The organism is Streptomyces saintjeani, from assembly GCF_055409605.1.
The window spans coordinates 7310484-7334710 of record NZ_CP189624.1 but is presented as its reverse complement, the minus strand read 5'-3'; the positions used below and the strand labels follow the sequence as shown (position 1 = coordinate 7334710).

Below are 24227 nucleotides of genomic sequence, written 5' to 3'. Positions count from 1 at the left end.
GCTCAGCCCTTCGCGTCGATCGCGGCCTGCAACGACTCCTTGTAGCCGTCACTGGTGATGGTCGCACCCGACACGGTGTCGATGTCCGCGCTCTGCGCGTCGAGCGTCTCGGCGATGAGCTTCGGCACGGCGGCCGTGGTCTGCGGATGGTTCGGCTGCTTCAGCATCTCGACGGCCGCGATCTTGTCGCCCTCGAAGGTGACCTGGACCTGGACGTCACCCTTCTCGGTACCGACGGTGGGCCCGGCGACGACCTGAGAAGCAGAGGCCGACGGCGTGGCAGCCGCCTTCGGAGCGGAGGCCGCCGCGTCGATCGCGGCCTGCAACGACTTCTTGTACCCGTCGCTGGTGATCGTCGCCCCGGACACCGTGTCGATGTCCGCGCTCTGCGCACTCAGCGTCGAGGCGATGAGCTTCGGCACGGCGGCCGTCGTCTGCGGATGGTCGGGCTGCTTCAGCATCTTGACGGCGCTGATCTTCCCGCCCTGGTACGTGATCTGTACCTGGACGTCACCCTTCTCGGTGCTGACGGTCGTCCCGGCGAAGACAGTCCCCGAAGCGGCCGAAGAAGGCGCGGACGCCTCCGAACTGCCGGCCGACGAAGAAGAAGAGGAGGAGGACGACGACTCGACGCCCGGCACGTACCGGAAGACCGGGACCAGCCCGACGACGGACAGGACAAGAACAGGAATCGCTCGTTTCACGGTGTTTCTCTCATCCCGCCAGGCTGAAGCGTTCGAAGTGGATCTGCGGCTTCGGCACGTCCAGCTCACGCAGGGTGCCGAGGACCGCGTTCATCATCGGAGGCGGCCCGCACAGGAAGACGTCCCGTTCGGCGATGTCCGGTACGAGCGCGGCGAGCCCCTCCGGCGCGAGCCGGTCGGGGACGGGCGGGCCGGTGACGAGGTGCAGCTCGGCGCCCTTGGCGTGCGCGAGGTCGCGCAGCTCGTCGTACAGGACCGCGTCGCGCTCGGAGCCGACCCGGTAGATGACGACGGCGTGCCCGGTGAGGTCCTCCATGAGGGCGCGGATCGGGGTGACGCCGACGCCGCCCGCGATGAGCAGCGCGTCGGTGCGGGTGCGGTGCAGCGCGGTGAACGCGCCGTACGGGCCCTCGGCGAAGACGCGGGTGCCGGGCTTGATGTGGCGCAGGCCCGCCGAGCCGTCACCGGCCGCCTTGGCGGTGAGGCGCAGCCGCAGGCCGTCGGGGGCGGCGGACAGGGAGAAGGGGTTCGCCTGCCACCAGCGGTCCTTCGTGAGGAAGCGCCACAGGAAGAACTGGCCGGCCTGCGCGGGCATCTTGTCGAGGTCGCGGCCGGTGATGTGCACGGAGACGACGTTGTCGGACTCGGGGACGACCTCCGAGACGCGCAGCTGGTGCCGCCAGTTGCGCCACAGGGGCAGGATCAGCCGGCCGAGCGCGACGGAGCCGAGGGCGACACCCCAGAGCGTGTACCAGTAAGCGGTTGCCGCCGACGAGGCGGTGAACGTCGTACCGATCGCGACCTGGTGGGTGAAGGCGAGGACGACGGCGACGTACGTGTAGAGGTGGATGAAGTGCCACGTCTCGTACGCGAGGCGGCGGCGGGCCCAGCGGGCGGAGGCGCCGCCGATGACCAGGATCAGGAACCAGGCGACGACGGCCCGCAGGACGCCCTCGGTGGTCTCGGCGAGGTTGACGATCTGGTTGACCGGGTCCATCGTCCCGGCGAGGTCGGCGTAGCCGAAGGCGATGAAGACGACGTGCCCCACCAGCGTCCACAGGAGGCCGAAGCCGGTCCAGCGGTGCCAGTTGGTCAGCCGGTCCATGCCGATCCGGCGGTCGAGCCAGGGCAGGCGGGCGACCAGCAGGAGCTGGAAGGCCATGAACAGGGACGCGTACAGGCCGGTGAAGCGGCCGAGCACGATCAGCGCGTTGGAGCCGAACCCGGCGTCGGCGGCGAAGTAGGCGACGGCTGCCACGTTCGCGGCGAGCAGGGCGTACAGGCCGGTGCGGGCCACGACTTTCGGACGGATACCCGTGGCGACGGGTGTGGGGGGAGACTGCTGGACGGTCGTCACGGGCTGGGACTCCTCGATCGGGTTCTCAGGACACGAGCTTCGCCGCCGGGAGCTGTCGATACCCTGTCGTAAGACTTTCAACTAATTATCGATCTCAGGAGAGTGTCATCCGCACGTCTCGCCCTGTCAGTGGCGTACCGCACTATGAACGGGTGGAGAAAGTACGCCTGCTCGTCGTGGACGACGACCCGCCGATCGCCGATCTCGTGGCGACGGTCGCCCGCTACGAAGGCTGGGAGGCGGTGACGGCGAACTCGGGCGAGGAAGCGCTGCGCCTGGCCGCCGAGTTCCAGCCGGACATCGTGGTGCTCGACCTGATGCTGCCCGACCTCGACGGCTTCGGGGTGCTCGACCGCCTGCGCCGGTCCGGGACGATGGTGCCTGTGGTGTTCCTCACGGCGCGCGACGGCGTCGCGGACCGTGTCGCCGGGCTCACCCGGGGTGGCGACGACTACCTGGTGAAACCGTTTGCTGTCGAGGAGCTGATGGCCCGCCTCAGGACGGTCCTACGGCGCTCGGCGGGCCCGGGCTTCACCCGCTCGGTCCTCCAGGTCGCCGACCTGACCATGGACGAGGACACCCGCGAGGTCCGCCGCGCGGGCAAGCTCCTCACGCTCACCCCGACCGAGTACGAGGTGCTGCGCTACCTGATGCGCCGCTCCCCCACCGTCCTCACCAAGGCGCAGATCCTCGACCACGTCTGGGAGTACGGCTTCGGCGGCCGGTCCAACGTCGTCGAGCTGGTCGTCAGCCGCCTGCGCCGCAAGCTCGACGCGACCGGCGACCCGCTGATCCACACCGTGCGCGGATTCGGGTACGTCGTGCGCCGCCAGGCCGCCGAATGATCACGCGACTGCGGCGCTCGTACCGGCGCATGCGGCTCGGTACGCGCCTGGCGCTCGGCCTCGGCGCGCTCGCGCTGATCGTCTTCGCGGTCGTCGGCACGGCGCTGACCACCTACATGCGCGAGTACCTCTCCGGCCAGCTCGACACCCAGATCGCCCAGGCGCAGATCGCCCAGTCCAAGAACGTCGTGGACACCGGCACGCTCGCCGGCAAGAAGTACTGGAGCTGGTTCTACGCCGTCTACGACATCAGGGACGGCGAACCGAAGCTGCGCAAGCCCGAGGACCCGACCGACCTCCCGCACGACATCACCGGTTTCACCGCCCTCGCCAAGGCGCAGGGCGGTTCCCCCGAGGAACTGCTGCGTACCGAGCACATCGAGGACGCCGGGGACTACCGGCTGCGCGCCTGCGAGGTCGAGCCCGGCGTCGTCCTGATCAGCGCCGCGCCGCTGGACGACATCGACAACACCGTCCAGCGCCTGGTCAAGATCCAGGTCGTCGCCTTCGGGTTCGCGCTGCTCGTCCTCGTCGTCATAGGCCGCCGTCTGCTGCGGCGCGGGCTCACCCCCCTCAGCGACATGGCCCACACGGCGCACAACATCGCCTCCCACGACCTCACGGACTCCGCGTCCCGGCTGCCCCTGCGCGCCGACAAGCGGGGCGGCGGGCCCGAGGTGGAGGAGCTGCGGACCGCCTTCAACACGATGCTGGAGCACATCGACGACTCCCTCGCGGTACGGGCGGAGGCGGAGCAGCGGCTCCGGCGGTTCGTCGCGGACGCGTCGCACGAGCTGCGTACGCCGCTCATGTCCGTACGGGGGTACGCGGACCTCTTCCAGTACGCCGCCGCCAACGCGCCCGAGGAGCGGGAACGCCATCTCGCCCGCCTGCGTGCCGAGGCCGCGCGGATGGGGTTCCTGCTGGACGACCTGCTGCTGCTCGCCCGTCTCGACGCCGCCGAGGTGGAGGCGCCGTTGCGGATGGCGGACGGGGATCTCGTCGAGCTGGTGGAGCAGGCCGCCGACGCGTTCCGGGCCGGCCACAAGGACCATCCGCTGACGGTTCTGCCGGGTCCCTCGTCGTTGACCCTGCGGCTCGATCCTCAGCGGATTCGCCAGGTGCTGGACAACCTGCTGACCAACGCGGCTGTTCACACGCCGGTGGGGACGGCCGTGTCCGTCGAGGTGCGGGTGGAGGGGAAGTCGGCGTGCGTGCGGGTCGCCGACGAGGGGCCCGGGGTGCCGGCCGCCGACCGGGAGCGGGTGTTCGACCGGTTCTACCGGATCGACAAGGCGCGCAGCCGGGACCGGGGCGGGAGCGGGCTGGGGCTGTCGGTGGCGCGGTCGCTGGTGCGGGCGCACGGGGGGACGATCAGGCTGACGGAGGAGGCGGGGCGGACGGTGTTCGTGGTGGAACTGCCGGTGGGGTGAGGGGGGTTGCGGGTCCGGAGGTCAGTTCGTCGAGTGTCCTTCGTACGGTCTCCTCGCTCAGTCCTTCCGCACTGTTGTCGAACTCCAGCCGCCTCGCCCCCTCCCAACGGCACGGGTTCGCCTGCGACTTGGTCCAGAACGCCGGCCAGTCGGCCAGCTTCGAGGCGTCCCGGGCCAAACCCCTTGCCCTGATGCGGGCTTGGGCCGTGGGCGAGTCGACTCTCACGTGGACCACGACCGGTTCGACGCCGTCAGGCCAACCGTGGCGGTTCGCCGTGGCCGTGAGGAAGCCGGGGTCCGCGAAGTAGCTGCCGAAGGGGGCGTCCAGGACCACCGGGCGGCCCACCGCGAGGTTGTCGCGGGCCAGGTCCAGGAGTGTCAGGTACTCCAACTCCCTTACCGTGGACAGGTAGTACGCGTTTGTGTCCCGGTCGTCGGGGTCCGTGCCGGCCGTCTTCAGCAGCGCTTCCGTCAGCCTCGTGCACGCCGTGTCCTTGTCGAGGTGGGCCGCGCCGGTCAGCTTCGCGAGGAGGCGGGCGACGCTGGACTTGCCGGAGCCGGCGGGGCCGATGACGAAGTAGGCCCTCATCCCCGCGCGCCCCCGCTCTGCGTGTCCTTGACGAAGAACAGGTACGACATCCCCCCGACCAGCAGCAACACCCCGCCCACCAGGAACACCAGGCTGTAGCTGTTGCCGGTCGCGTCGAGGATCGCCCCCGTGACGATCGGCGCGAGCGCGGCCCCCAGGAAGCCGCCGAAGTTCTGGATCGCCCCCAGCGACGCGACCTGGTGCGGCGCCGCGAGGTCGGACGCGAGCGTCCACAGGCACCCCATCGGCACCTGCGCCGCGAAGTACCCGAGGGACAGCAGCGCGACGGCGAGGGGCGTGCTGTCGACGTACGCGACCGGCAGGACGGCCGCCGCGGCGAGGACGGCACCGCCGACGATGGGCACCTTGCGTGCCGTGACCGCCGGGAGCCCGCGTCGTACCAGCCGCCCGGAGAGGATGCCGCCGAACAGCACCCCGCCGATCCCGCACAGGTACGGCAGCGAGGCCAGCCACCCCGTCTCCGCGAGGCTGAAGCCCCGCGAGGTCTCCAGGTAGCTGGGCAGCCAGGTCAGATACACCCACACCGTGTAGAAGATCCCGAACGCCCCCAGGATCATGAACCACGTGTTGCGCTGCCCGAACAGCGCACCCCAACTGGCCTTCTCCTCCCCGCCCTTGGCCTCTTCGGCGAGCTCCTCCCCCCGGATCAGGGCCTGTTCCCTCAGCGACGGGTCCCGGTAGACCCGCAGCCACACCAGCATCACGACGATCCCGAGCGCCCCGACCACGAGGAACATCCCCCGCCAGCCGAAGGCGATCAGCAGCGAGGTGAGCAGCGGCGGCGCGATCGCGTTGGCTATCTGGGACCCGGTGTTGACGACGGAGATGGGCAACGCCCGCTCTTCTTTGCCGAACCAGCGCTCGTTGACCTTCAGACTGGCGGTGAAGAACGGCGATTCGGCGACACCGAGCGCGACACGAGCGGCGTACAGGAGCCCGAAGCTGCTCGCGGCGGCGGTCACCATGGTCATCAGCGACCAGAGTCCGGCGGCCCAGGCGTACATCTTCTTGGGCCCGAACCTGTCGACGAGATACCCGGCGGGCAGGTTGGCGATGGCGTAGGGCCAGGAGAACGCGGCGAGCAGGAGCCCCATCTCGGTCGAACTCAGCCCGAACTCACCGGAGATGGTGGTGTTGGCAACGCTGAGGGTGGCCCGGTCAAGGTAGTTGACGACGCCACCGACGACGAGGAGGGCGACGAAGAGCCAGCGGAGACGGAGAGAAGGGGAGGTCTTGACGGACGACGAAACAAGCGAGTCCTGAACCACGGGAACAACTCCTCGGGGACGAAAGGAGAAGGGGGACAGCAGCGTCTTCAGAGGCGCGGCAGACGAACCACTACCGTCGAGCCCCCTCAATCGCCCGCAACATCACCGACGCCGCCTCGGTCACCCGGCGATAGTCGCCGTCAGCCCGCGCCGCCTTGGTAACGAAGCTCCCGACCCCCACGGCGACAACCCCCGCGTCGAACCACTCCTTGACGTTCTCCGGCGTGACCCCACCCGTAGGCATGATCGGCGCCTGCGGCAACGGCGCCCGAACGGTCCGCACATACGCGGGCCCACCGGAGAACTCCGCGGGAAACAGCTTCACGATGTCCGCCCCGGCCTCCATCGTCCGCACGATCTCGGTCGGCGTGAACGCCCCGCTGACAGTGACCGCCTGATACCGATGGGCCGTGGCGATCATCTCGGGCTCCAGATTGGGACTGACCAACAACCGGGCCCCGGCCTGAACACAAGCGAACGCGGACTGCGCGTCCAGCACGGTCCCGGCCCCCACAAGCACCTCGTCCCCGTACCGAGAAGCCAGCGCGGAAATCACCCCCAACGCCCCCGGCACGGACAACGTGATCTCCAACGCCCGGACCCCGCCCTCGATCGCGGCCTCGGAGACGGCGAGCGCCTCTTCCGCACTGTCGAGCCGGACGATCAGCAGCGCACCCGTACGGGTGATCGACTCCAGAGCCGTAAACTTCGTTACCATGGGAGCACACGCTAGAACACAGATTCACACGATGTCACGAGTCAGGACGCCGGAAATTTCGCGGCTAGGCTGCTGAGCGCGCGCCGTAGACAGCCGAGGAGACCCAGTGAGCCCAGCGGGCAAGGCCCCCTTGATCCCCGAGCAGCGTCATCAGGAACTGTTGCGGCTGCTGCGCGCGAGCGGCGTACTGAGCATCCACGACCTGACATCCGCGCTGGACGTCTCGCACATGACGGTCCGCCGGGACATCGCGGCGCTGGAGCGGACGGGCCTGGTCGTCTCGGTGCAGGGCGGCGTACGCCTGGCCGAACGCGCCGGGCACGCGCCCCCGCGTGAACGCGCGACGCGCGCCGCCCTGGAGATCCCCCGCAAGCAGGCGATCGCCGAGCGCGCAGCGTCGCTGATCGCGGACGACATGGTCGTGTACCTGGACGCGGGGACGACGTGCCAGTCGGTCGTCCCGTTCCTGGCCGTCCGCACCGGCCTCACCATCGTGACCAACGACCTCCACGCCGCGCTCGCCCTCTTCGCCCTGCCGTCCGTCCACATCGTGCACACCGGCGGCGAGATCGACCCGGCGAGCGCGGCCGGCGGCGGCCCCCTCGCCGCCCGCGCGATCGAGGGCATCAACATCGACCTGTGCCTCCTCGGTGCCGGCGCCTGGGACCTGGCCCACGGCGTGACCAGCCACTCCACGGACAAGGTCCTGCTGAAGCAGACGGTGCTGCGCGCGGCCGGCGCGGTGGCGCTGCTCGCGGACAGCACGAAGTGGGGCTCCACGGAACGCTTCACGGTGACGCCGCTGGACCGGCTGGACACCGTCGTCACCGACACGGACCTCCCGGACGAGGTGGCGGCGAGGATCGCGGAGGAGGGACCGGAGGTGCTGCGGGCGGGTTGAACCCACCGCCCCGCTAAACCGCAGCTGAACCCCCCGCCCCTCAAAACCGTAAGAGAGTGCGCCAGGCCCGTCGTACCGGGATGAGCGGCGGTCCCCCTGGGCAGAACTCACCCAACCGACCCGACGCACCCCCGAGGCCCACCCCGAGTCGCCCCTCCGCCCGCACCTCGTAGGCTCCCGGACACCGCACCGTCACACCGGAGGGGAATCTTTCCCTCATCCCCTCCCCACACCGGCGACGGTCCAGGGGGCGCGCGAGACCTCTCGTACGCCCCACCGCTCACCCCGGACCGACGCCGCCGCTCCTCGCCCCCTCCCGCACGCCCCACGCGGGAGGGGGCGACGCGAAAGGACGAAGCGCCCCGTGACCGTGCTGCCGACCACGAAGACGCTGTACGACGAGACAGCCCCGCCCCCGACGGCCACGACGGCCGGGAAGAACCCCGTCGTGAGCCGCCATGTCCGCCGGGCGATCAGCCTGCTGCCGCTGCTGTTCCTGATCATCTGGGCGGCGCTGGACTGGCACACGGTCAGCGACGGCGCGACGCGCCTGACGGACGCGGACCCCTGGTGGCTGCTGGCCGGCGCGGGCTTCACGTTCCTGGGCTGCGTGGCGGCGTCGTTCATCCGCCAGGGCGCCCTGCTGGACCGCCTCCCGCCGGGCCCCCTCCTGGCCTCCCAGTTCGCGGCGGGCGCGGCGAACCACGTCCTCCCTGCGAGCCTCGGCGCCCACGCGGTGACGCTCCGCTTCCTCCAGCGCCAGGGCGTCCCGCTCCCCCGCGCCACGGCGTCCCTGGCCCTCTACTCCCTGGCGAGAGCGGTGGCCAAGACCCCGGTGGTCCTGGCCTTCGTGATAGCGGCCCCGGACGCGGTACGCCCCGAGGCCCTGCTCCCCAACGGCCAGGCCCTGATGGCCGCGGTGACGGGCATCCTCCTGGTCCCCGCGGCGGCGGCCCTGGTGCTGGCGGCCTTCCGCCCCCTGCGCCGCCCGACGGTCGAATTCGTCCGCACGGCCCTGAGGGGCGTCAAGGGCATCCACTCCCGCCCGTCCCGCGTCCTGGCCCTGTGGGGAGGCGCGATGGCGGCCCCCCTGATCCAGGCGGCGATAGTGGCCTCGGTGGGCACAGCCCTGGACCTCCCCCTCTCCTGGCTCCAGCTGGCCTTCGCCTACCTGGCAGCCAGCACAGCCGCGGGCGCGGTCCCGGCCCCAGGAGGCATAGGCCCCCTGGACGCGGCCCTGATCCTCACCCTCGCCGGCTACGGCACCCCCCTCTCCCTGGCCACAGCGACGGTCCTGGGCTACCGCGTCCTGACGGTCTGGGTCCCCCTGCTGCCGGGGATGCTGGTGATGTCGGCAATGGTCCAGCGCGAGCTGCTGTGACCTCAGCCCTCCACGGGCGTCAGCTTCAGCGAGATGGAGTTGATGCAGTACCTCTGGTCAGTCGGCGTCGCATACCCCTCACCCTCGAACACATGCCCCAAATGCGACCCGCACCGAGCGCACCGCACCTCCGTGCGGACCATCCCGTGGGACCGGTCCTGGATCAGTTCCACCGCGTCCGTGTCCTTCGGGTCGAAGAAGGACGGCCAGCCGCAGTGGGACTCGAACTTCGTGTCCGACGTGAACAGTTCGGCGCCGCACGCGCGGCACGCGTACACGCCCACCGTCTTCGTGTCCGTGTACTCCCCGGTGAACGCCCGCTCCGTACCGGCCTGCCGCAGCACCGCGTACTCCTCCGGGTTCAGCTCAGCGCGCCATTCCTCGTCGGTCTTCTCGACGTCGTACGCCATGTCAGCCCCTCGTCCGCAGGTGGTCCAGGATCAGCGGGCCCAGGTCGGTGACGTCACCCGCGCCCATGGTGAGAACGAGATCACCGGGCCGCGCCATTCCCGCGAGGACGGCAGGCGCGGCGGACTTGTCGTGGACGGCCGTGACGTCGGCACCGGCGGCCCGGCCCGCGTCGATGATCAGCGCGCTGGTGACACCGGGAACAGGGTCCTCACGGGCGGGGTAGATGTCGAGGACGACGGACGCGTCGGCGAGGGCGAGCGCGTCACCCATCTCGCGGCCCAGCTCTTGCGTACGGGAGAAGAGGTGCGGCTGGAAGAGGACGAGAATCCGCGCGTCCCCGGCGGCGGCCCGCATCGCCTCCAGATCCGCGGTCATCTCGGTCGGGTGGTGCGCGTACGAGTCGATGACCTGGACCCCGTCGACCTCGCCCTTGAGCTGGAGCCGCCGCTTGACCCCGGTGTACGCGGCGAGCGCGGGCGCCAGCTCGGCGGCGGGCACCCCCAGCGCCGTACCGGCCGTGAGCGCGGCGACCGCGTTGAGCGCGTAGTGCCGGCCGGGCACGGACACGGTGAAGGTCAGCTCCCGCCCGTCCAGCACGACGGTGACCTCGCTCTTCAGCCCCTGCGCTGCGACGGACAGGACCCGGACGTCGGCGCCCTCGGCCTCGCCGTACGTGACGACACGCACGCCCTCGACCCGGCGCGCCAGCTCCCGCGCCCCCTCCTGGTCCGCCGAGATCACCAGCGTCCCACCCGGCACGATCCGCCCCGCGAACGTCACGAAGGAGTCGTAGATCTCCTCCATGGACGCGTAGTTGGCGTGGTGGTCCAACTCCACGTTCAGCACGATCGCCACCTCCGGCGCGTACTTGTGGAAGCTGCGGTCGGACTCGTCGGCCTCGGCGACGAAGATCTCGCCGGTGCCGTGCAGGGCGTTGGAGCCGGGCGCGTCGAGGTCGCCGCCGATGGCATAGGAGGGTTCGCGGCCGAGGGCGGAGAGGGAGACGGCCAGCATGGAGGTGGTCGTGGTCTTGCCGTGGGTGCCGGCGACGGCGATGGGACGCAGGCCGTCCATGAGGGAGGCCAGCGCGTCGGAGCGGTGGACGACCGGCACGCCCAGCTCGGCGGCGCGGACCAGTTCGGGGTTGTCCGCGCGGATCGCCGAGGAGACGACGACGCTGCTCGCGTCGTCCGCGAGGTGCCCGGCGGCGTGCCCGATGTGGACGGTCGCACCGAGGGCCCGCAGCGCCTGCGCCGTCTCCGAGTCCTTGGCGTCGCTCCCGGCGACCTTCGCCCCGCGCTGGGCGAGGATCTTGGCGATCCCGGACATCCCGGCCCCACCGATCCCGATGAAGTGCGGACGTTCGAGGGAGGCGGGAAGGCCGGGTGCCATGAGGGGTACTCCAGAGGTCGAACCGGAACAGGTCAATCGACCCCAACCCTAGCGAAGCCCGTCAGCCCCTACGCGTCGCTGTGGGAGAACAGTTTCAGCACCGGCACCCCCACTTTGTGCCGCGCCCGCGAGGCCCAGTCGCGGTGGAAGAACTCCTCCACGTAGTGCGGATCCGTCAGCACGATCACCTCGTCGGCATCCACCTCCTCGACCACCCCCCTCAGCGCGTCCAACGGATGGTCCTCGACCAGGGTTCCCACCGCGGTGCTCCCCGCGGAGCGCAGCGCGGTGAGCGACACCTCCAGCGCCCGTTCCCCCACCGTGCGCGCGACCTCCCCCTCGGGCGTGTCCCGTTCCCGCACCGCTTCCTCGATCTCGCCGAGGGCGATGTCGTCGATGGCGCGCAGCAGCCGGTCCGCCTGGTCCCCGCGAGGCTGGAGCAGCACGTGGAAGGTGACCGTCTCGTCGCCGTGCAGGGTCGTGACGAACTCCACGTCGGTGGACGTCAGAGCTTTCTCGATCATCAGAACGCTTGTGAACACCAGTACCCCGCTTCTCCTTCGAGGACCCCCGTGGCCCTCACTCCTCCGAAGGCCGTCCGTGGCCCTGCGGAAACCATCCTTCCCCGTGCTCGCACGGGTTCTGCCGAGTCCTAGTCTGCCCACCCGAAGCTAAACGGAACGACACATTCCGCCTTTTTGACAGCTCCGGGGTGTCGGACTCACGTTCCGGAACCCCCCTCTCCCCTTTGATACCGCCCGAAGAGGAACCCGTCCTCCTCCAAAAGGGACGTCAGTGCGAAGCGGCGCGGAACCGCGAGCGGAGGCCCGTCGGTGATGCGCTGGGCGCCCCCCGCGGCGAGCATCGGCGAGAGCGCGAGGCACAGCTCGTCGAGCACCCCGGCGGCGACGAACTGCCCGAGCAGCCGGGGCCCGCCCTCGGTGAGGAGCCGTACGAAGCCCCGCTCGCCGAGAGCGGCAGGCACCCGCGCCGGATCCACGCCGGCCCCGTCCCCGGCGACGACCACCTCGACCCCGGCCGCGCGCGCCTCGGCGACCCGTACGGGATCCGCCCCGGCGCCGGTCAGCAGGAGCGTCGGTACGAGCGGGGAGGTGAACAGCGGCAGCGTGAAGTCGAGATCGAGGGCGGCGGAGACGACGGCGACGGCGGGCGCGGGCGCCTGCCCGGCGGCGGCCCGGCGTGCGGCGAACCCCTCCTGCGCGACGGCCGGCCGGTACCCCTCCTGCCGTACGGTCCGCGCCCCCACCACGACGACGTCCGCGAGCCCCCGCAGCGCGCCGAAGATCCGCAGGTCGGCGGGGCCGGAGAGGGGCCGGGAGCGGCCGTCGTGCTGACCGGCGCCGTCGAGGGTGGAGACCATGTTGGCGCGCAGCCACACCCCGCTTTTTTCAGAAAAAGACGGGTATGCGTACGCGTCCGCCAGTTCGTCGGGGCTCCACTCCTCAGCGGTGGCTGTCTGATCGGTCACAGGGAACAGGCGTCGCATGCCTGGCAGTCTTACACGCCCTTTAGCATGGGTAACCGTGTCCTCCTCCAGCTCCGGCATCGAACCGATGGCCCACGTCGCGCCCGTCTCCCTGTGCACGCGCGAGCCGCACGTCCCCGCGGACCGCCTGGTCGCCGAGATGGTCCCGCCGCCCCGGTTCGACTCGGTGCGCTTCGGGACGTACCTCCCGGACCCGAACCAGCCGAGCCAGCCGGAGGCCGTCGGCGTCCTGGAGTCGTTCGCGCAGGGCCTGGGCGGGGCGCACGCGACGGGTACCGGCAGACGGGGGTTCTTCGGCTTCGGCAAGGCGTTCGGCAAGGCCAGGCCCAAGGCGCCCGCCGGTCCCCGGGGCGTCTACCTGGACGGCGGCTACGGCGTCGGCAAGACCCACCTCCTCGCCTCCCTGTGGCACGCGACCCCGGCCGAGCCGTCCCTGAAGGCGTTCGGGACGTTCGTCGAGCTGACGAACCTGGTCGGCGCGCTCGGCTTCCAGCAGACCGTGCAGACCCTGTCGGGCCACCGCCTGCTGTGCATAGACGAGTTCGAGCTGGACGACCCGGGCGACACCGTCCTCGTGTCGACCCTGCTCGGCAAGCTGGTCGAGGCGGGCGTCGCGCTCGCCGCCACCTCCAACACGCTCCCCGGCAAGCTCGGCGAGGGCCGGTTCGCGGCGGCCGACTTCCTGCGCGAGATCCAGGGCCTGTCCGCGCACTTCCGCGCGCTGCGCATCGACGGCGAGGACTACCGCCACCGCGGCCTGCCGGACGCGCCGGCGCCGTACGGGGACGAGGTCGTCACGAAGGCCGCGTACGCCACCGAGGGCGCCTCCCTCGACGCGTTCCCGGCGCTCCTGGACCACCTCGCGAAGGTCCACCCGAGCCGCTACGGCGCGCTGACGGACGGCCTGAAGGCGGTGTGCCTGACGGACGTCGGCCCGGTCCCGGACCAGTCGACGGCGCTGCGTCTCGTGGTCCTCGCGGACCGGCTGTACGACCGTGAGGTGCCCGTCCTGGCCTCGGGGCTGCCGTTCGACCGGCTGTTCAGCGAGGAGATGCTGAACGGCGGGTACCGCAAGAAGTACTTCCGTGCCATCTCCCGCCTCACCGCCCTCGCACGTGACGCGAAGCCGCTCGCCGAGCGCTGATCCACAGTCACCCCCGGCCTGTCAAGGGCCAGTTCCCGTCATCCGCACCGCTTTTTTGAGGCGGTCTCCCGCTCGAAACGCGGAGTTAACCCTGCAAAGCTCTTTGCAGGGTTACCTTGTTTCTTGACCAGTCATTGACCAACAGTTGGTACTGACTAGAGGTGCGGAGACTCCGAGGGGGGCGCATGTTCCGAGGTGGGAGGGCCTGGACGGGCATGGCGCTCATCGCGGCGTTCCTGCTCGCGATCCCTTTCATCACCGCCTCCTCCCCCTTCGCACACGCGCACACAGCCCGTCACGCACAGGCCAAAGCTCAGCCCGGAATGCATCCCCTGGGCATCGCGCTGCGCGACATCAAAGTCACGTCCCGCGACTGTGACCGGTCCGGGGGGCCTGCGAGCCCGCTGCACACCCGCGACCGAAGCCGCGCCACCCTGACCGCCGACTCGGCTCCCTCCGAGCCCGAGCGCGTACAGAAGGCACAGGATCCTGCGGGCGCGCACCCGGCAGGTCTGCCCGGTGCGGACCGCCATCGCCCGTCGAGATCCTCGGCGAGCCACTCTCCAGCGGCACTCCAGGTCTTCCGCTGCTGAGAGAGCGGGCAGAACAGAGCAGTTCCCCCACCCTGTCCTGCACGTCCGACGCGCCCCCACGCGCGCCAGGAGGAGTCACCAGAACATGCAGCCCCTCATCGACAACGCCCGTACGTTCGGACAGCGCCCTGAGGAGTTCGCCAAGCTCGCAGAAGGCCAGTCCCCTCAGGTCCTGTTCATCACCTGCTCCGACTCGCGGGTCGTCCCCGCCCTGATCACGGGCGCCCGCCCCGGCGAGCTCTTCGAGCTGCGCACCGCGGGCAACATCGTCCCCCCGTACGGCACCGGCGCCCCCTCGGGCGAGGCCGCGACCATCGAGTACGCCGTGGAGGTCCTCGGCGTCCGCGACATCGTCGTCTGCGGTCACTCGCACTGCGGCGCGGTCGGCGCGCTCGTACGGGGTGACGACCTGAACGGCGTCCCGGCCGTCCGCGACTGGCTGGCGCACGCCGCCGACGAGCCGGACGCGACCGAACCGTCCGATCCGACCGTCGCCCGCGCGGTCCAGAACCACGTCCTCGCGCAGCTCCTGCGGCTGCGGTCCTACCCGTGCGTCGAGAAGCGGGTGGCCGACGGACGGCTGACCGTGCGCGGCTGGTACTACGAGGTCCACACCGGCGCCGTGCAGGAGCACGACGTCGCCGCCGACCGCTTCCAGGCTCTGTGAGCGGCCCGATGACCACTCCTCGCAGCACCCGCATATCCCGTTTCCCGCACCTCAAGGAGGACTTCGCGGCCTCCCTGGTGGTCTTCCTGGTCGCGCTCCCGCTCTGCGTGGGCGTGGCCGTGGCCTCCGGGGTGCCGGCCGAACTCGGCCTGATCACCGGCATCGTCGGCGGGATCGTCACCGGACTCATGCGGGGCTCAAGCCTCCAGGTCTCCGGTCCCGCCGCCGGGCTCACCGTCCTCGTCTTCGAGGCGGTCCAGGAGTTCGGCCTCCCGGCGCTCGGCGTCATCGTCCTCGTCTCGGGCGCGCTCCAGATCGCCATGGGCGCGCTCAAGCTGGGCCGGTACTTCCGGGCCATCTCCGTCTCCGTCGTCGAGGGGATGCTGGCCGGAATCGGTCTCGTCCTGATCGCCGGCCAGCTGTACTCGCTCATCGGTACGAAGGCTCCCGAGTCGGGGCTCGGCAAGATCGCCGGGCTGCCCGAGGCGTTCGTGGACGCGGCGGGCTCCACCGCCGCGCTGTCCTCACTGGCGCTCGGCGCGGGAACCATCGCCGTCCTCGTCCTGTGGAAGCGGATGCCGGCCAAGGTCCGTACGGTGCCCGGTCCGCTGGCCGCCGTCGGGCTCGCGACGGCCGCCGCGCTCGTCCTCGATCTGCCGGTCGCCACCGTCGAGGTCAAGGGTCTGCTGGACTCCATCCAGCCGCCCTCCCTCAGCGCGTTCGGCGGACTCGGCAGCGTCGGGCTCCTCGGTACGGTCGTCGCGTTCACGTTGATCGCGTCCGCGGAGTCGTTGTTCAGCGCGGCGGCCGTGGACCGGCTCCATGACGGTCCACGCACCGAGTACGACAAGGAGCTCATGGCGCAGGGGGTCGGCAACACGATCTGCGGCGCCCTCGGGGCTCTTCCCATGACCGCGGTCATCGTCCGCAGCGCGGCGAACGTCCAGGCGGGCGCCCGCACGAAGGCGTCCCGCGTACTGCACGGGGTCTGGCTCCTGCTGTTCGCCGCCCTGTTCCCCGACCTCCTCGCGTACATCCCCATCCCCGCCCTGGCCGGCATTCTCGTCCACGCGGGCGCGAAGCTGGTCCCGGTCCGGGCGATCGTGTCCCTGTGGCGCGAGCACCGGGGCGAGGCTCTGATCCTCGTCGTCACCGCCGTCTCCATCGTCGCGGTGAGCATGTTCGAGGGCGTCCTGATCGGCCTGGCCCTGGCGGTCGCGAAGACCGCCTGGGAGGCGTCCCACATCAAGCTGGAGGTGGTGGACAAGGGGGCGGGACCGGTGCAGGCGTACCTGTCGGGCAACGCGACGTTCCTGCGGCTGCCGAAGATCCTGGACTCCCTGGAGTCCCTCCCGCAGGACCGCCCCGTGGAACTGGACCTGTCGGGCCTGCACCACCTGGACCACGCCTGCCGCACAGCCCTGGAGAGCTGGGCGGAGAGGCACAGCGCGGTGGGGACGGAGCCGGTGAAGATGTCGACGGTGAGTTAGAGCGTCTGGCCCGCACCCTGGACCCCGCGCCTTTCAGAGGCGCGGGGTCCAGGCCGCGCACTGGGGAACACGGGCATCCCGCTGCCTTTCAGGGGCGCGGGGAACTGCGCAATCTTCTAGGCCACGACAAACGCCGCGCACTTGAAGACGCGGCTCACCTCAACGCCCTCAGGGGCGCGGGGAACTGCGCGACCGGCCACACACGCCCCGCACCCTCCCACGGCGAACTCCCCGCGCCCCCTTGGGAGCACCCAACCGGACACGCCTTGTTCCCGCGCGGCGATCATCCTGATAGACACATGCGTCGTACCGCCCCTGTCCGCCAACAGGAAGGCCCCCGCATGTCCACAACCCGCCGCCAACTGCTGCGCACCAGCGCAGCGGGCGTCCTCTTCACCGGCACGCTCACCGATCTGTTCGCCGGCACAGCCGCCGCGGACCCCATCGGCCACCACGGCTACGGCCCCCTGCTCCCCGACCCGAACGGCCTCCTCGACCTCCCCCGAGGCTTCACCTACCGCGTCCTGTCCAGGGAAGGCGACCAGCTCCGCTCGGGCGAGGGCATCGTCCCCTCGAACCACGACGGCATGACGGCCCTCCCGGGCAGAGCAGGCCGCGTACACCTGGTCCGCAACCACGAGAACAGGGTCACGGCGAAGCACCCGGTCCCGACGGTGCCCGGCCTGACGTACGACCCCGAGGGCAAGGGAGGCTGCACAGCCCTGACCCTCTCCCCGCACGGGGACGTCCTCACGGAACGCGTGGCGATCGCCGGCACGGCGGTGAACTGCGCAGGCGGCCCCACCCCCTGGAACACGTGGCTGACCTGCGAGGAAACGGAGGACAAGGCAGGCACGAACGGCTACACGAAGGACCACGGCTACATCTTCGAGGTGGACCCGGCAGACCCCCACCGCACCGGCGCGACCCCCCTCACGGCGATGGGCCGCTTCCAGCACGAGGCCGTGGCGATCGACCCGTACACGGGAGCCGTGTACGAGACGGAGGACGCGTTCGACCACCCCTTCGGCCTCTTCTACCGCTTCCTCCCGGCGAAACCCCTGTGCGGCCAGGGCTCACTGCGCGCAGGAGGCCGCCTCCAGGCGATGCGCGTCCCCGGCGTACCGGACCTCTCGTCGATCCAGGACCCCGGCACAAGCTTCGACCGCATCGAGTGGGTGGACGTCCCCGACCCCCAGGCGGTCTCGACGCCGACCCGCCTCCAGGACTACGGCCGCAAGGGCATCACCCACGCCCAGAAGCTGGAGGGCTGCTACTGGGGAGGCCGAAGCGTCTACTTCGTCTCCTCGTTCGCCCACTCCGCACAGGGCTCCGCCGCCGACCACTTCGGCCAGATCTGGCGGTACGACCCGGCCGACCGCCGCCTCACCCTCGTCCTCGTCTTCGGCCCGGACACGGACATCCAGCTCCCCGGCGAGTCCCCGGACAACATCTGCCTCGCGCCGAGCGGCGGGCTGATGGTGTGCGAGGACGGGGACGGGGCGCAGCACGTGTACGGGGTGACGCGGAAGGGCGAGGTGTACGCGATGGCGCGCGGCCGGCAGAACATCGGTACGCCGGACAAGCCCGAGTGGGGCGAGTTCGCGGGGGTGACGTTCTCGCCGGACCGGCGGACGATGTACGTCAACTGCTACACGCCCGGGACGACGTTCGCGGTGACGGGGCCCTGGCGGTAGGTGCGACGGGGGCCGGGGAATCCTCGGCCCCCCTTTTTTTCGCGGCGGGCCCGGCCCACCTGAGTGACCCCCTCGGAGCGGCACCTCCGACGCCCGGTGTGATTGTCATACCGTCCTACGGTGATCACTCCCGTACGCGCTCTCGCCACCGCCTGCGTCCTCGCCGCCGCCCTCACGGCATGCGGCACCACGAAGGCGGCACCCCCGTCCTCGGCGCCGGGACGCGCCCCCTCCTCCGCGCCACCGTCCCCCGCCGCCGTGCCCTCGCTCTCCCCACCCCCCACCCTCGCCGCCGGTGCCTCGGGCCTGACCCCGGTCTTCGAACACGCCCCCCGGGGCAGGGACCGCACCGTCGCCCTCACCTTCGACGCGGACATGACCGCCGATCAGGGCCCCCGAGCGGCACGGGGCGAACACTTCGACAACCCGGCGCTGATCTCCACCCTCCGCTCGCTGAAGATCCCCGCGACGGTCTTCATGACGGGCCGCTGGGCCGAGGAGTATCCCGACCAGGCCCGCTCGATCGGCCGCGACCCCCTCTTCGAGGTCGCCAACCACTCGTACAGCCACCACGCGTTCACAGCCGACTGCTACGGCCTGCCGACGGTCCCGGAAGCGGACATGCGCGGCGACGTGGAGAAGGCGTACGCCGCCTTCCGCACGGCGGGCGTCCCGCACGCGATGCCCTACTTCCGCTTCCCCGGCGGCTGTTACGACAAGACGGCCCTGCGCGCCCTGAACGCGACCGGCGTCACGGCCGTCCAGTGGGACGTCATCAGCGGCGACGCCTTCGCGACGGACGCGGACGCGGTGGCCCGCCAGGTCCTGGACGGGGTGAAGCCGGGTTCCGTGGTCGTCATGCACTGCACCCGCAGTGCCGCCCCCACGACGGAACGCGCCCTGCGCACGATCGTCCCGGAACTGCGCCGCAAGGGGTACCGCTTCGTGAAGGTGTCGGAGCAGATCAGGGCGGCCGTAGGCTGAAGAACATGAGCGAGACGCCGAACGCGGAGTGTGTGCTGTGCCGGGAACCGACGGAGTACCCGGCGACGCAGAAGGGCGTCACGTTGTGCCCGGTGTGCGAGTGGCAGGAGGCGCAGAGGTCGGCGTGCTCGGGGTGACGTAGGCATTCAGAACCCCGTCACTCCCCCGCCCTCCGCGACACCAGCCAGCACGCCCCCCACACCACCCCCGCCGACACCAGCCCCGCAGCGATCAACGGCACCACCGGCACCGGTACCACCGCCTCCCGTGACCCCGTGACCAGCCCGCTGACCGCCGCCTGCGCGGGCGAGCCGCTCACCACCAGCGCCAGCAGCGCGCCCAGCATCAGCGCGGGCACCGCCCTCCCCGGCGACCGCAGCACCGGCCACGCGCTGATCACCCCCACCGCCGTACCCAGCACCGCGCAGGTCAGCGCGGCCAGCGCCCCCGCCCCGGCCGCGTCGAGCACCGGCACCCGGCGCTGATGGTCCGAGCTGACGGGGGCGCTGATCCACGTCACGACGAGCGTCCCCAGCAGCCCGGTCCCGGCGGCGGCTCCCCCGCCCACGAGGACGGCCCCGAGGTGCGCCCGCCCGGGCCCCACGGCCGCCGCGACGACGCTCCGCGCGGCGGCGGGCTCGTTGCCGACGCAGATCCGTACGAGCCACGCCGCGACCGGCAGCAGCGCGGCGGCGGCGTACCCGAGGGAGTCCAGCAGCGGCTGCCCGCCCTGCACGCCGACGCCCAGGAAGACGACGTACAGCAGCACCGGCGGCAGCCACCGCTGGGACCGTACGAGCAGAGCGGCCTGGTACCGCACGACGGCCCTCATCGGACGCCGTCCTTCCGGACGCTCTCCACGTGCCACGGCGGCCGGGCCGCCAGCAGTTCCCGCAGGACGACATCGGAGTACGCCACCGGCACGCGCACCCGCCACACCCCGCTCTCCTCGACGACGGAAACCGCCCGCGCCGCCACCTCCCCGGGCAGCGCGGCCCCCTCGGCACCCCGCACCTCGACCACGGCGCAGGGCCCGTCGACCGGGGCAAGCTCTTCCGTACGCCGCCGAAGCCCCCCGTCCCGCACCTCGTACACCGCGTCGACCACCCCCGCCAGCCGCCGAGGATCGTGATCGACGAAGACCACGGCCCCGCCCCCGGCCGTACGCTCCGCCACCGCCCGCTCCAACTCCCCCCGCGCCGCGGCGTCGAGCCCGGTCCACGCCTCGTCCAGCACCAGCAACTCCGGCTCCCCCACGAACGCCTGCGCCACGGCCACCTTCTGGCTGCTCCCCTTGGACAGCCGCCCCATGGGCGTCCGCCCGAACCCGGCGGCCCCGAACCGCTCCAGCCACTCCCCGGCGGCCTCCCCGGCCCGCCCCCGCCCGAGCCCATGGATGGCCCCGAGGTGCGTGAGATACGAGACCGGCGTGAAGGGGAGCGCCGCCGGGAACCGCTCGGGAACGTACGCGGTACGAGGCTTCCCGCTGATCCGCCCCTCGCTGGGCGCGTCGAGCCGGGCCAGCAGCCTCAACAGGGTTGATTTCCCCGTCCCGTTGGCCCCTTCGACACGCGTGAGCGTCCCGGGCGCGAGGTCGAGTCCGACCCCTCGGAAGATCCAGGGCCCCCGCGCGCCGTACCGCCGTCCCACATGATCCATCCGCAGAGCGTGATCCATGGCCGCATCCTCCCTCACCCGCGAGGTCACGTAGCCTGCTTGGCGTGAGCGACAGTCCGTTTCAGTCCGAAGTGAGCCCGCGCGACGAGGCCCCGCAGTTCGTCCTGCCGCTGGTCGTCCGTATCGAACGCGACGCGCCCCCGGCCCGTACCGACGCCCTGGAGACCTCGGCCCGCGCGGTCCTGTGCATCCTCGACGACGCCCGCTCGACCGGCGACGGCGCGTGGGCGCAGGCGATCACGGACTGGCAGGACGCCCGCATCCGCAAGGTGGTCCGGCGTGCGCGGGGCGCGGAGTGGCGGCGCGCGGAGGCGCTGGACGGGATCACGGTGACCGGCAAGTCGGCGGAGGTGCGCGTCTTTCCGCCGGTGCCGCTGGACGGCTGGCCCAAGGACCTCGCCCGTCTCCAGGTCTCCGGCACGGACCTGGACGACCCCGAGCCGCCGTCCGAGGCGGAGCCGGGCGTACCGGTCCTGTGGCTCAACCCGGACCTCGACATGTCCGCCGGCAAGACCATGGCCCAGACCGGGCACGGCGCCCAACTCGCCTGGTGGGCCCTGTCCGAGGAGCACCGGACGGCCTGGCGGGACACGGGGTTCGCGCTCGCGGTGCGTACGGCCGACCCCGAGCGCTGGCGCCAACTCACCACGAGCGGGCTGCCGTTGGTCCGCGACGCGGGCTTCACCGAGATCGCGCCGGGCAGTTGCACGGTCGTCGCCGAACACCCGGCGCTGCTCTGAGAGTTACCGTGAGATCCACAACTCAGAGCTCGTACCGGGAGTCGTCATGCCGCTCGACCGTCCGCCGATCAACAGCGAGGTGCCGCACTCGGCGCGCATCTGGAACTACTGGCTCGGCGGCAAGGACTGCTACCAGATCGACCGTCAAGTGGGCGACCAGATACGGTCGTTGAACCCCGAGATCGTCGACATCGCGCGCGCCCAGCGGGCGTTCCTCAAGCGGGCGGTGACCTACCTCGCGGGCGAGGCGGGCATCCGGCAGTTCCTGGACGTCGGCACCGGGCTGCCGTCCCACGACAACACGCACGAGGTCGCCCAGTCCGTCGCGCCCGACTCGCGGATCGTGTACGTCGACCACGACCCGGTCGTCCTCCAGCACGCGCACACGCTCCTCGCCGGGACCTCCGAGGGGGCGACCGACTACATCGAGGCCGACCTCCGCGACCCGGCGGCCATCCTGCGCGCCGCCCGCGACACCCTCGACTTCGACCGCCCGATCGCCCTCATGCTCCTCGGCATCGCCGCGCACATCCCGGACGACTCCGCGTACGACCTGGTCGGCGAGCTCAAGTCGGCGCTCCCGTCCGGCAGTCACCTCGTGTTCTGCGACAGCACGGAGGTGTTCCACGCGGCGGAGATGCGGGCGATGGTGGAGCGCTGGAACGAGGCGGGCGACAACCCCCGCGTCAACCGCACCCCGGACCAGCTCGCCCGCTTCTTCGAGGGCTTCGACCTCCTGGAGCCGGGCCTGGTGCCGGTGGCGGAGTGGCGCGCCCCGGCGGACGACGGTGACCGCAGGGACGTCGACAGCTTCGGGGGCGTGGCGCTGAAGCGCTGACCCCAACCTCAAATGTTCCTCTGAACGCGCCCTCCGAGGGTTCACCCCGGGGTGACGGGGGTCATACCTCCGTCACCCGCACAGGGACCGGAACGTCGGAGGAGGGGACATGACGCGACAGGGAACGAGCACGGGGCTGGAGACAGCGGCACGGCCGGGGACGACGGACAGGCACCTCGACGAGGCAGCCACGCACGGCACGGGAACCCACTTCGCCGCCCGCCCCGGCACCCCGGCCCTCGCCGGTGTCTCCGGGCCCACCCCGGCCCTCCCCACCACCCTCGCGGCCTCTCGCCCAGGCCCCCCGTTCCGGCTCGGTACGGGGATCGGCTGGCGGCCCGAGATCGCGGACGCGATAGAGCGGATGCCCGGGGTCGACTGGGTGGAGGCGGTCGCCGAGAACCTGTGCCCCGGGCATCTCCCCGAGTCGCTCCAGCGGCTGCGCTCACGCGGCGTCACCGTCGTCCCGCACGGTGTCTCCCTCGGGCTCGGCGGTGCGGAGCGGCCGGACGCGGGGCGGCTGGCCGCGTTGGCCGAGCGGGTGGAGGCGCTCGGCTCGCCGCTGGTCACCGAGCACATCGCCTTCGTCCGGGCGGGCGGGGCGCTGACCGCCACGGCCGCGCTGGAGGCCGGGCACCTGCTGCCCGTGCCCAGGACCCGGGACGCCCTCGACGTGCTGTGCGAGAACATCCGCATCGCCCAGGACGCCCTCCCCGTCCCCCTCGCCGTCGAGAACATCGCCGCACTGCTCGCCTGGCCCGGTGAGGAGATGACCGAGGGCCAGTTCCTGTACGACCTGGTCGACCGGACCGGCGTACGGCTCCTGATCGACGTCGCGAACCTCCACACGAACCACGTCAACAGGGGCGAGGACCCGTCCCACGCGCTCGCCGAACTCCCCGTGGAGGCCATCGCGTACGTCCACGTCGCGGGCGGCCTCGAAAAGGACGGCGTCTGGCACGACACGCACGCACACCCGGTCCCGTCCGTGGTCCTGTCCCTCCTCACCGACCTCACCTCCCGCACGGCCCCGGCCGGAGTCCTCCTGGAACGAGACGACAACTTCCCGGACCCGGCGGAGCTGACGGGGGAGCTGGAGGCGATCAGGGAGGCGGTGTCGAGGGGGGCACTGGCGAGGACGCGTACGGAGACACTGGCGGCGGTACGGCCGACAGCCATGGCGAGGGCGGGCGTACGTGCGACGGCCTTGGCGGGGACGACGGCGGGGACACTCCCGGCGCCCTCGGCAGCACGCCCGACGCCCCCGGCATCCTCGGCGGCAGCACGCCCGACGCCCCCGGAAGAGGCGCCGCCGACCACCCCGCTCACTCCCGCACCCGCCCTCACCGACCACCCCGCGACGTCCGCCGAGTCCACCACCCCGCCGGTCCACCCGCCCCACCACCCCGAGCCCGCTCACCTCCCGGCCACCCCCGCCCGCCAGCGCCTGGCCCTGGCCCTGGCCTCCCTCCTCTCCGCCCTGGTCGCCGGCACCCCCGCCCCCGAAGGCTTCGACCGTGCCCGACTCGCCGTCCAGGCGCGGGCGTTGGCGGCCAAGCGAGCCGACGTCGTCGCGAAGGTCGCCCCCGAGCTGCCCGAGATCCTCGGCGAGAAGTACCGCCTCGCGTTCCTCGCATACGCCAACGCCCGCCCCCTGCGCGGTGGTTACCGCCAGGACGCGCTGGAGTTCGCCGAACACCTCCTCCAGGAGCCCGAGTCGCTCCCGCCCCGCCCCCGCAGGGCCCTGCGGAGCTGGTGGCTGGACAGGTCGGGCCCGGCGCCGAGGAACCAGTCGCGGCTGGCGAGAACCGTGCGTGCGCTGACCGGCCGGTGACCCACCTCTCCTTCACCCCCGTCCGGCCGTTCACAT

The 24227-nt window shown here is 71.5% G+C and carries 24 protein-coding genes; 13 read left to right on the top strand and 11 right to left on the bottom strand.

Going from position 1 to position 24227, the window contains the following annotated elements; genetic code table 11:
* Nucleotides 1-2: 2 nt before the first annotated feature.
* Both ACQCO7_RS33300 and ACQCO7_RS33295 read right to left on the bottom strand, forming a co-directional pair.
* Nucleotides 3-704, bottom strand: a complete 702-nt coding sequence (locus tag ACQCO7_RS33300; RefSeq protein ID WP_464075268.1) for an FMN-binding protein — start codon at nt 702-704, stop codon at nt 3-5.
* Nucleotides 705-714: 10 nt separating this feature from the next.
* A complete protein-coding gene (locus ACQCO7_RS33295; protein WP_464075267.1) occupies nt 715-2061 on the bottom strand; it encodes a ferredoxin reductase family protein in 1347 nt (448 codons plus the stop codon).
* Nucleotides 2062-2213: 152 nt separating this feature from the next.
* Between ACQCO7_RS33295 and ACQCO7_RS33290 the strand changes: the two genes are divergently transcribed.
* Both ACQCO7_RS33290 and ACQCO7_RS33285 read left to right on the top strand, forming a co-directional pair.
* Nucleotides 2214-2906 (top strand): response regulator transcription factor, encoded by a 693-nt coding sequence (locus ACQCO7_RS33290; protein WP_409114741.1) that lies wholly within the window; start codon nt 2214-2216, stop codon nt 2904-2906.
* Complete coding sequence (locus tag ACQCO7_RS33285; protein ID WP_464075266.1) at nt 2903-4339, top strand: sensor histidine kinase; 1437 nt, start codon at nt 2903-2905, stop codon at nt 4337-4339. Before ACQCO7_RS33290 ends, ACQCO7_RS33285 begins: the two co-directional genes overlap by 4 nt.
* Here ACQCO7_RS33285 and ACQCO7_RS33280 read toward each other — a convergent pair.
* From ACQCO7_RS33280 to ACQCO7_RS33270, 3 genes are all read right to left on the bottom strand, one after another.
* Nucleotides 4281-4928 carry a P-loop nucleotide/nucleoside kinase family protein gene (locus ACQCO7_RS33280; RefSeq protein WP_464075265.1) on the bottom strand — a complete coding sequence of 216 codons (648 nt, stop codon included), beginning with the start codon at nt 4926-4928 and terminating at the stop codon, nt 4281-4283. The genes ACQCO7_RS33285 and ACQCO7_RS33280 overlap by 59 nt on opposite strands.
* Entirely contained in the window at nt 4925-6217 is a 1293-nt protein-coding gene (locus ACQCO7_RS33275; protein ID WP_464075264.1) for an MFS transporter, read from the bottom strand. The genes ACQCO7_RS33280 and ACQCO7_RS33275 overlap by 4 nt, the downstream gene beginning before the upstream one ends.
* 70 nt (nt 6218-6287) lie before the next feature.
* Nucleotides 6288-6935, bottom strand: coding sequence for a bifunctional 4-hydroxy-2-oxoglutarate aldolase/2-dehydro-3-deoxy-phosphogluconate aldolase (locus ACQCO7_RS33270; RefSeq protein ID WP_464075263.1), 648 nt, complete (start codon nt 6933-6935; stop codon nt 6288-6290).
* 106 nt (nt 6936-7041) lie between these two features.
* On the opposite strand from ACQCO7_RS33270, the gene ACQCO7_RS33265 reads away from it, so the two are divergent.
* Nucleotides 7042-7836, top strand: coding sequence for a DeoR/GlpR family DNA-binding transcription regulator (locus ACQCO7_RS33265; protein ID WP_464075262.1), 795 nt, complete (start codon nt 7042-7044; stop codon nt 7834-7836).
* A gap of 364 nt (nt 7837-8200) precedes the next feature.
* Nucleotides 8201-9217 (top strand): lysylphosphatidylglycerol synthase transmembrane domain-containing protein, encoded by a 1017-nt coding sequence (locus ACQCO7_RS33260; RefSeq protein WP_464075261.1) that lies wholly within the window; start codon nt 8201-8203, stop codon nt 9215-9217.
* Between the two features lie 2 nt (nt 9218-9219).
* Here ACQCO7_RS33260 and msrB read toward each other — a convergent pair whose 3' ends face one another.
* The 4 genes from msrB to ACQCO7_RS33240 form a co-directional block, all read right to left on the bottom strand.
* Nucleotides 9220-9627 carry a peptide-methionine (R)-S-oxide reductase MsrB gene (msrB, locus tag ACQCO7_RS33255; protein ID WP_464075260.1) on the bottom strand — a complete coding sequence of 136 codons (408 nt, stop codon included), beginning with the start codon at nt 9625-9627 and terminating at the stop codon, nt 9220-9222.
* Nucleotide 9628: 1 nt separating this feature from the next.
* Entirely contained in the window at nt 9629-11020 is a 1392-nt protein-coding gene (gene murC / locus ACQCO7_RS33250; protein WP_464075259.1) for a UDP-N-acetylmuramate--L-alanine ligase, read from the bottom strand.
* 68 nt (nt 11021-11088) lie between these two features.
* Complete coding sequence (locus ACQCO7_RS33245; protein WP_464075258.1) at nt 11089-11562, bottom strand: indole-3-glycerol phosphate synthase; 474 nt, start codon at nt 11560-11562, stop codon at nt 11089-11091.
* A 179-nt stretch (nt 11563-11741) separates the two neighbouring features.
* Complete coding sequence (locus ACQCO7_RS33240; RefSeq protein WP_464075257.1) at nt 11742-12527, bottom strand: pyrimidine reductase family protein; 786 nt, start codon at nt 12525-12527, stop codon at nt 11742-11744.
* Nucleotides 12528-12594: 67 nt separating this feature from the next.
* Between ACQCO7_RS33240 and zapE the strand changes: the two genes are divergently transcribed.
* From zapE to ACQCO7_RS33210, 6 genes are all read left to right on the top strand, one after another.
* Complete coding sequence (gene zapE / locus ACQCO7_RS33235) at nt 12595-13671, top strand: cell division protein ZapE (protein ID WP_464077345.1); 1077 nt, start codon at nt 12595-12597, stop codon at nt 13669-13671.
* 678 nt (nt 13672-14349) lie between these two features.
* Complete coding sequence (locus ACQCO7_RS33230; protein ID WP_010353189.1) at nt 14350-14931, top strand: carbonic anhydrase; 582 nt, start codon at nt 14350-14352, stop codon at nt 14929-14931.
* Nucleotides 14932-14939: 8 nt separating this feature from the next.
* The gene (locus tag ACQCO7_RS33225; protein WP_464075256.1) at nt 14940-16421 is read left to right on the top strand and encodes a SulP family inorganic anion transporter; all 1482 of its coding nucleotides are present in this window, start codon (nt 14940-14942) and stop codon (nt 16419-16421) included.
* A 341-nt stretch (nt 16422-16762) separates the two neighbouring features.
* On the top strand, nt 16763-18118 hold the full coding sequence (locus ACQCO7_RS33220; protein WP_464075255.1) for an alkaline phosphatase PhoX: 1356 nt from the start codon (nt 16763-16765) through the stop codon (nt 18116-18118).
* A gap of 120 nt (nt 18119-18238) precedes the next feature.
* Nucleotides 18239-19102 (top strand): polysaccharide deacetylase family protein, encoded by an 864-nt coding sequence (locus tag ACQCO7_RS33215; RefSeq protein WP_464075254.1) that lies wholly within the window; start codon nt 18239-18241, stop codon nt 19100-19102.
* A 5-nt stretch (nt 19103-19107) separates the two neighbouring features.
* Nucleotides 19108-19239, top strand: a complete 132-nt coding sequence (locus tag ACQCO7_RS33210) for a hypothetical protein (RefSeq protein ID WP_464075253.1) — start codon at nt 19108-19110, stop codon at nt 19237-19239.
* A gap of 20 nt (nt 19240-19259) precedes the next feature.
* Here ACQCO7_RS33210 and ACQCO7_RS33205 read toward each other — a convergent pair whose 3' ends face one another.
* Both ACQCO7_RS33205 and ACQCO7_RS33200 read right to left on the bottom strand, forming a co-directional pair.
* Entirely contained in the window at nt 19260-19934 is a 675-nt protein-coding gene (locus tag ACQCO7_RS33205) for an ABC transporter (protein ID WP_464075252.1), read from the bottom strand.
* Nucleotides 19931-20779, bottom strand: a complete 849-nt coding sequence (locus tag ACQCO7_RS33200) for an ABC transporter ATP-binding protein (protein WP_464075251.1) — start codon at nt 20777-20779, stop codon at nt 19931-19933. The genes ACQCO7_RS33205 and ACQCO7_RS33200 overlap by 4 nt, the downstream gene beginning before the upstream one ends.
* Nucleotides 20780-20823: 44 nt before the next feature.
* Here ACQCO7_RS33200 and ACQCO7_RS33195 point away from each other — a divergent pair, with 44 nt between their 5' ends.
* The 3 genes from ACQCO7_RS33195 (at nt 20824) to ACQCO7_RS33185 (ending at nt 24191) form a co-directional block, all read left to right on the top strand.
* On the top strand, nt 20824-21519 hold the full coding sequence (locus tag ACQCO7_RS33195; protein WP_464075250.1) for an aminoacyl-tRNA hydrolase: 696 nt from the start codon (nt 20824-20826) through the stop codon (nt 21517-21519).
* Between the two features lie 46 nt (nt 21520-21565).
* A complete protein-coding gene (locus ACQCO7_RS33190) occupies nt 21566-22357 on the top strand; it encodes an SAM-dependent methyltransferase (protein ID WP_464075249.1) in 792 nt (263 codons plus the stop codon).
* A 364-nt stretch (nt 22358-22721) separates the two neighbouring features.
* The gene (locus ACQCO7_RS33185) at nt 22722-24191 is read left to right on the top strand and encodes an MbnB/TglH/ChrH family RiPP precursor modification enzyme (protein ID WP_464077344.1); all 1470 of its coding nucleotides are present in this window, start codon (nt 22722-22724) and stop codon (nt 24189-24191) included.
* Nucleotides 24192-24227 lie beyond the last annotated feature (36 nt).

Excerpts from the sequence above, each read along its gene's own strand:
- zapE (WP_464077345.1), top strand. The coding sequence starts at position 12,595 with ATGGCCCACGTCGCGCCCGTCTCCCTGTGCACGCGCGAGCCGCACGTC.
- ACQCO7_RS33280 (WP_464075265.1), bottom strand. The coding sequence starts at position 4,928 with ATGAGGGCCTACTTCGTCATCGGCCCCGCCGGCTCCGGCAAGTCCAGC.
- ACQCO7_RS33190 (WP_464075249.1), top strand. The coding sequence starts at position 21,566 with ATGCCGCTCGACCGTCCGCCGATCAACAGCGAGGTGCCGCACTCGGCG.
- ACQCO7_RS33230 (WP_010353189.1), top strand. The coding sequence starts at position 14,350 with ATGCAGCCCCTCATCGACAACGCCCGTACGTTCGGACAGCGCCCTGAG.
- msrB (WP_464075260.1), bottom strand. The coding sequence starts at position 9,627 with ATGGCGTACGACGTCGAGAAGACCGACGAGGAATGGCGCGCTGAGCTG.
- ACQCO7_RS33205 (WP_464075252.1), bottom strand. The coding sequence starts at position 19,934 with ATGAGGGCCGTCGTGCGGTACCAGGCCGCTCTGCTCGTACGGTCCCAG.
- murC (WP_464075259.1), bottom strand. The coding sequence starts at position 11,020 with ATGGCACCCGGCCTTCCCGCCTCCCTCGAACGTCCGCACTTCATCGGG.
- ACQCO7_RS33270 (WP_464075263.1), bottom strand. The coding sequence starts at position 6,935 with ATGGTAACGAAGTTTACGGCTCTGGAGTCGATCACCCGTACGGGTGCG.
- ACQCO7_RS33225 (WP_464075256.1), top strand. The coding sequence starts at position 14,940 with ATGACCACTCCTCGCAGCACCCGCATATCCCGTTTCCCGCACCTCAAG.
- ACQCO7_RS33185 (WP_464077344.1), top strand. The coding sequence starts at position 22,722 with ATGCCCGGGGTCGACTGGGTGGAGGCGGTCGCCGAGAACCTGTGCCCC.
- ACQCO7_RS33200 (WP_464075251.1), bottom strand. The coding sequence starts at position 20,779 with ATGGATCACGCTCTGCGGATGGATCATGTGGGACGGCGGTACGGCGCG.
- ACQCO7_RS33220 (WP_464075255.1), top strand. The coding sequence starts at position 16,763 with ATGTCCACAACCCGCCGCCAACTGCTGCGCACCAGCGCAGCGGGCGTC.
- ACQCO7_RS33240 (WP_464075257.1), bottom strand. The coding sequence starts at position 12,527 with ATGCGACGCCTGTTCCCTGTGACCGATCAGACAGCCACCGCTGAGGAG.
- ACQCO7_RS33285 (WP_464075266.1), top strand. The coding sequence starts at position 2,903 with ATGATCACGCGACTGCGGCGCTCGTACCGGCGCATGCGGCTCGGTACG.
- ACQCO7_RS33210 (WP_464075253.1), top strand. The coding sequence starts at position 19,108 with ATGAGCGAGACGCCGAACGCGGAGTGTGTGCTGTGCCGGGAACCGACG.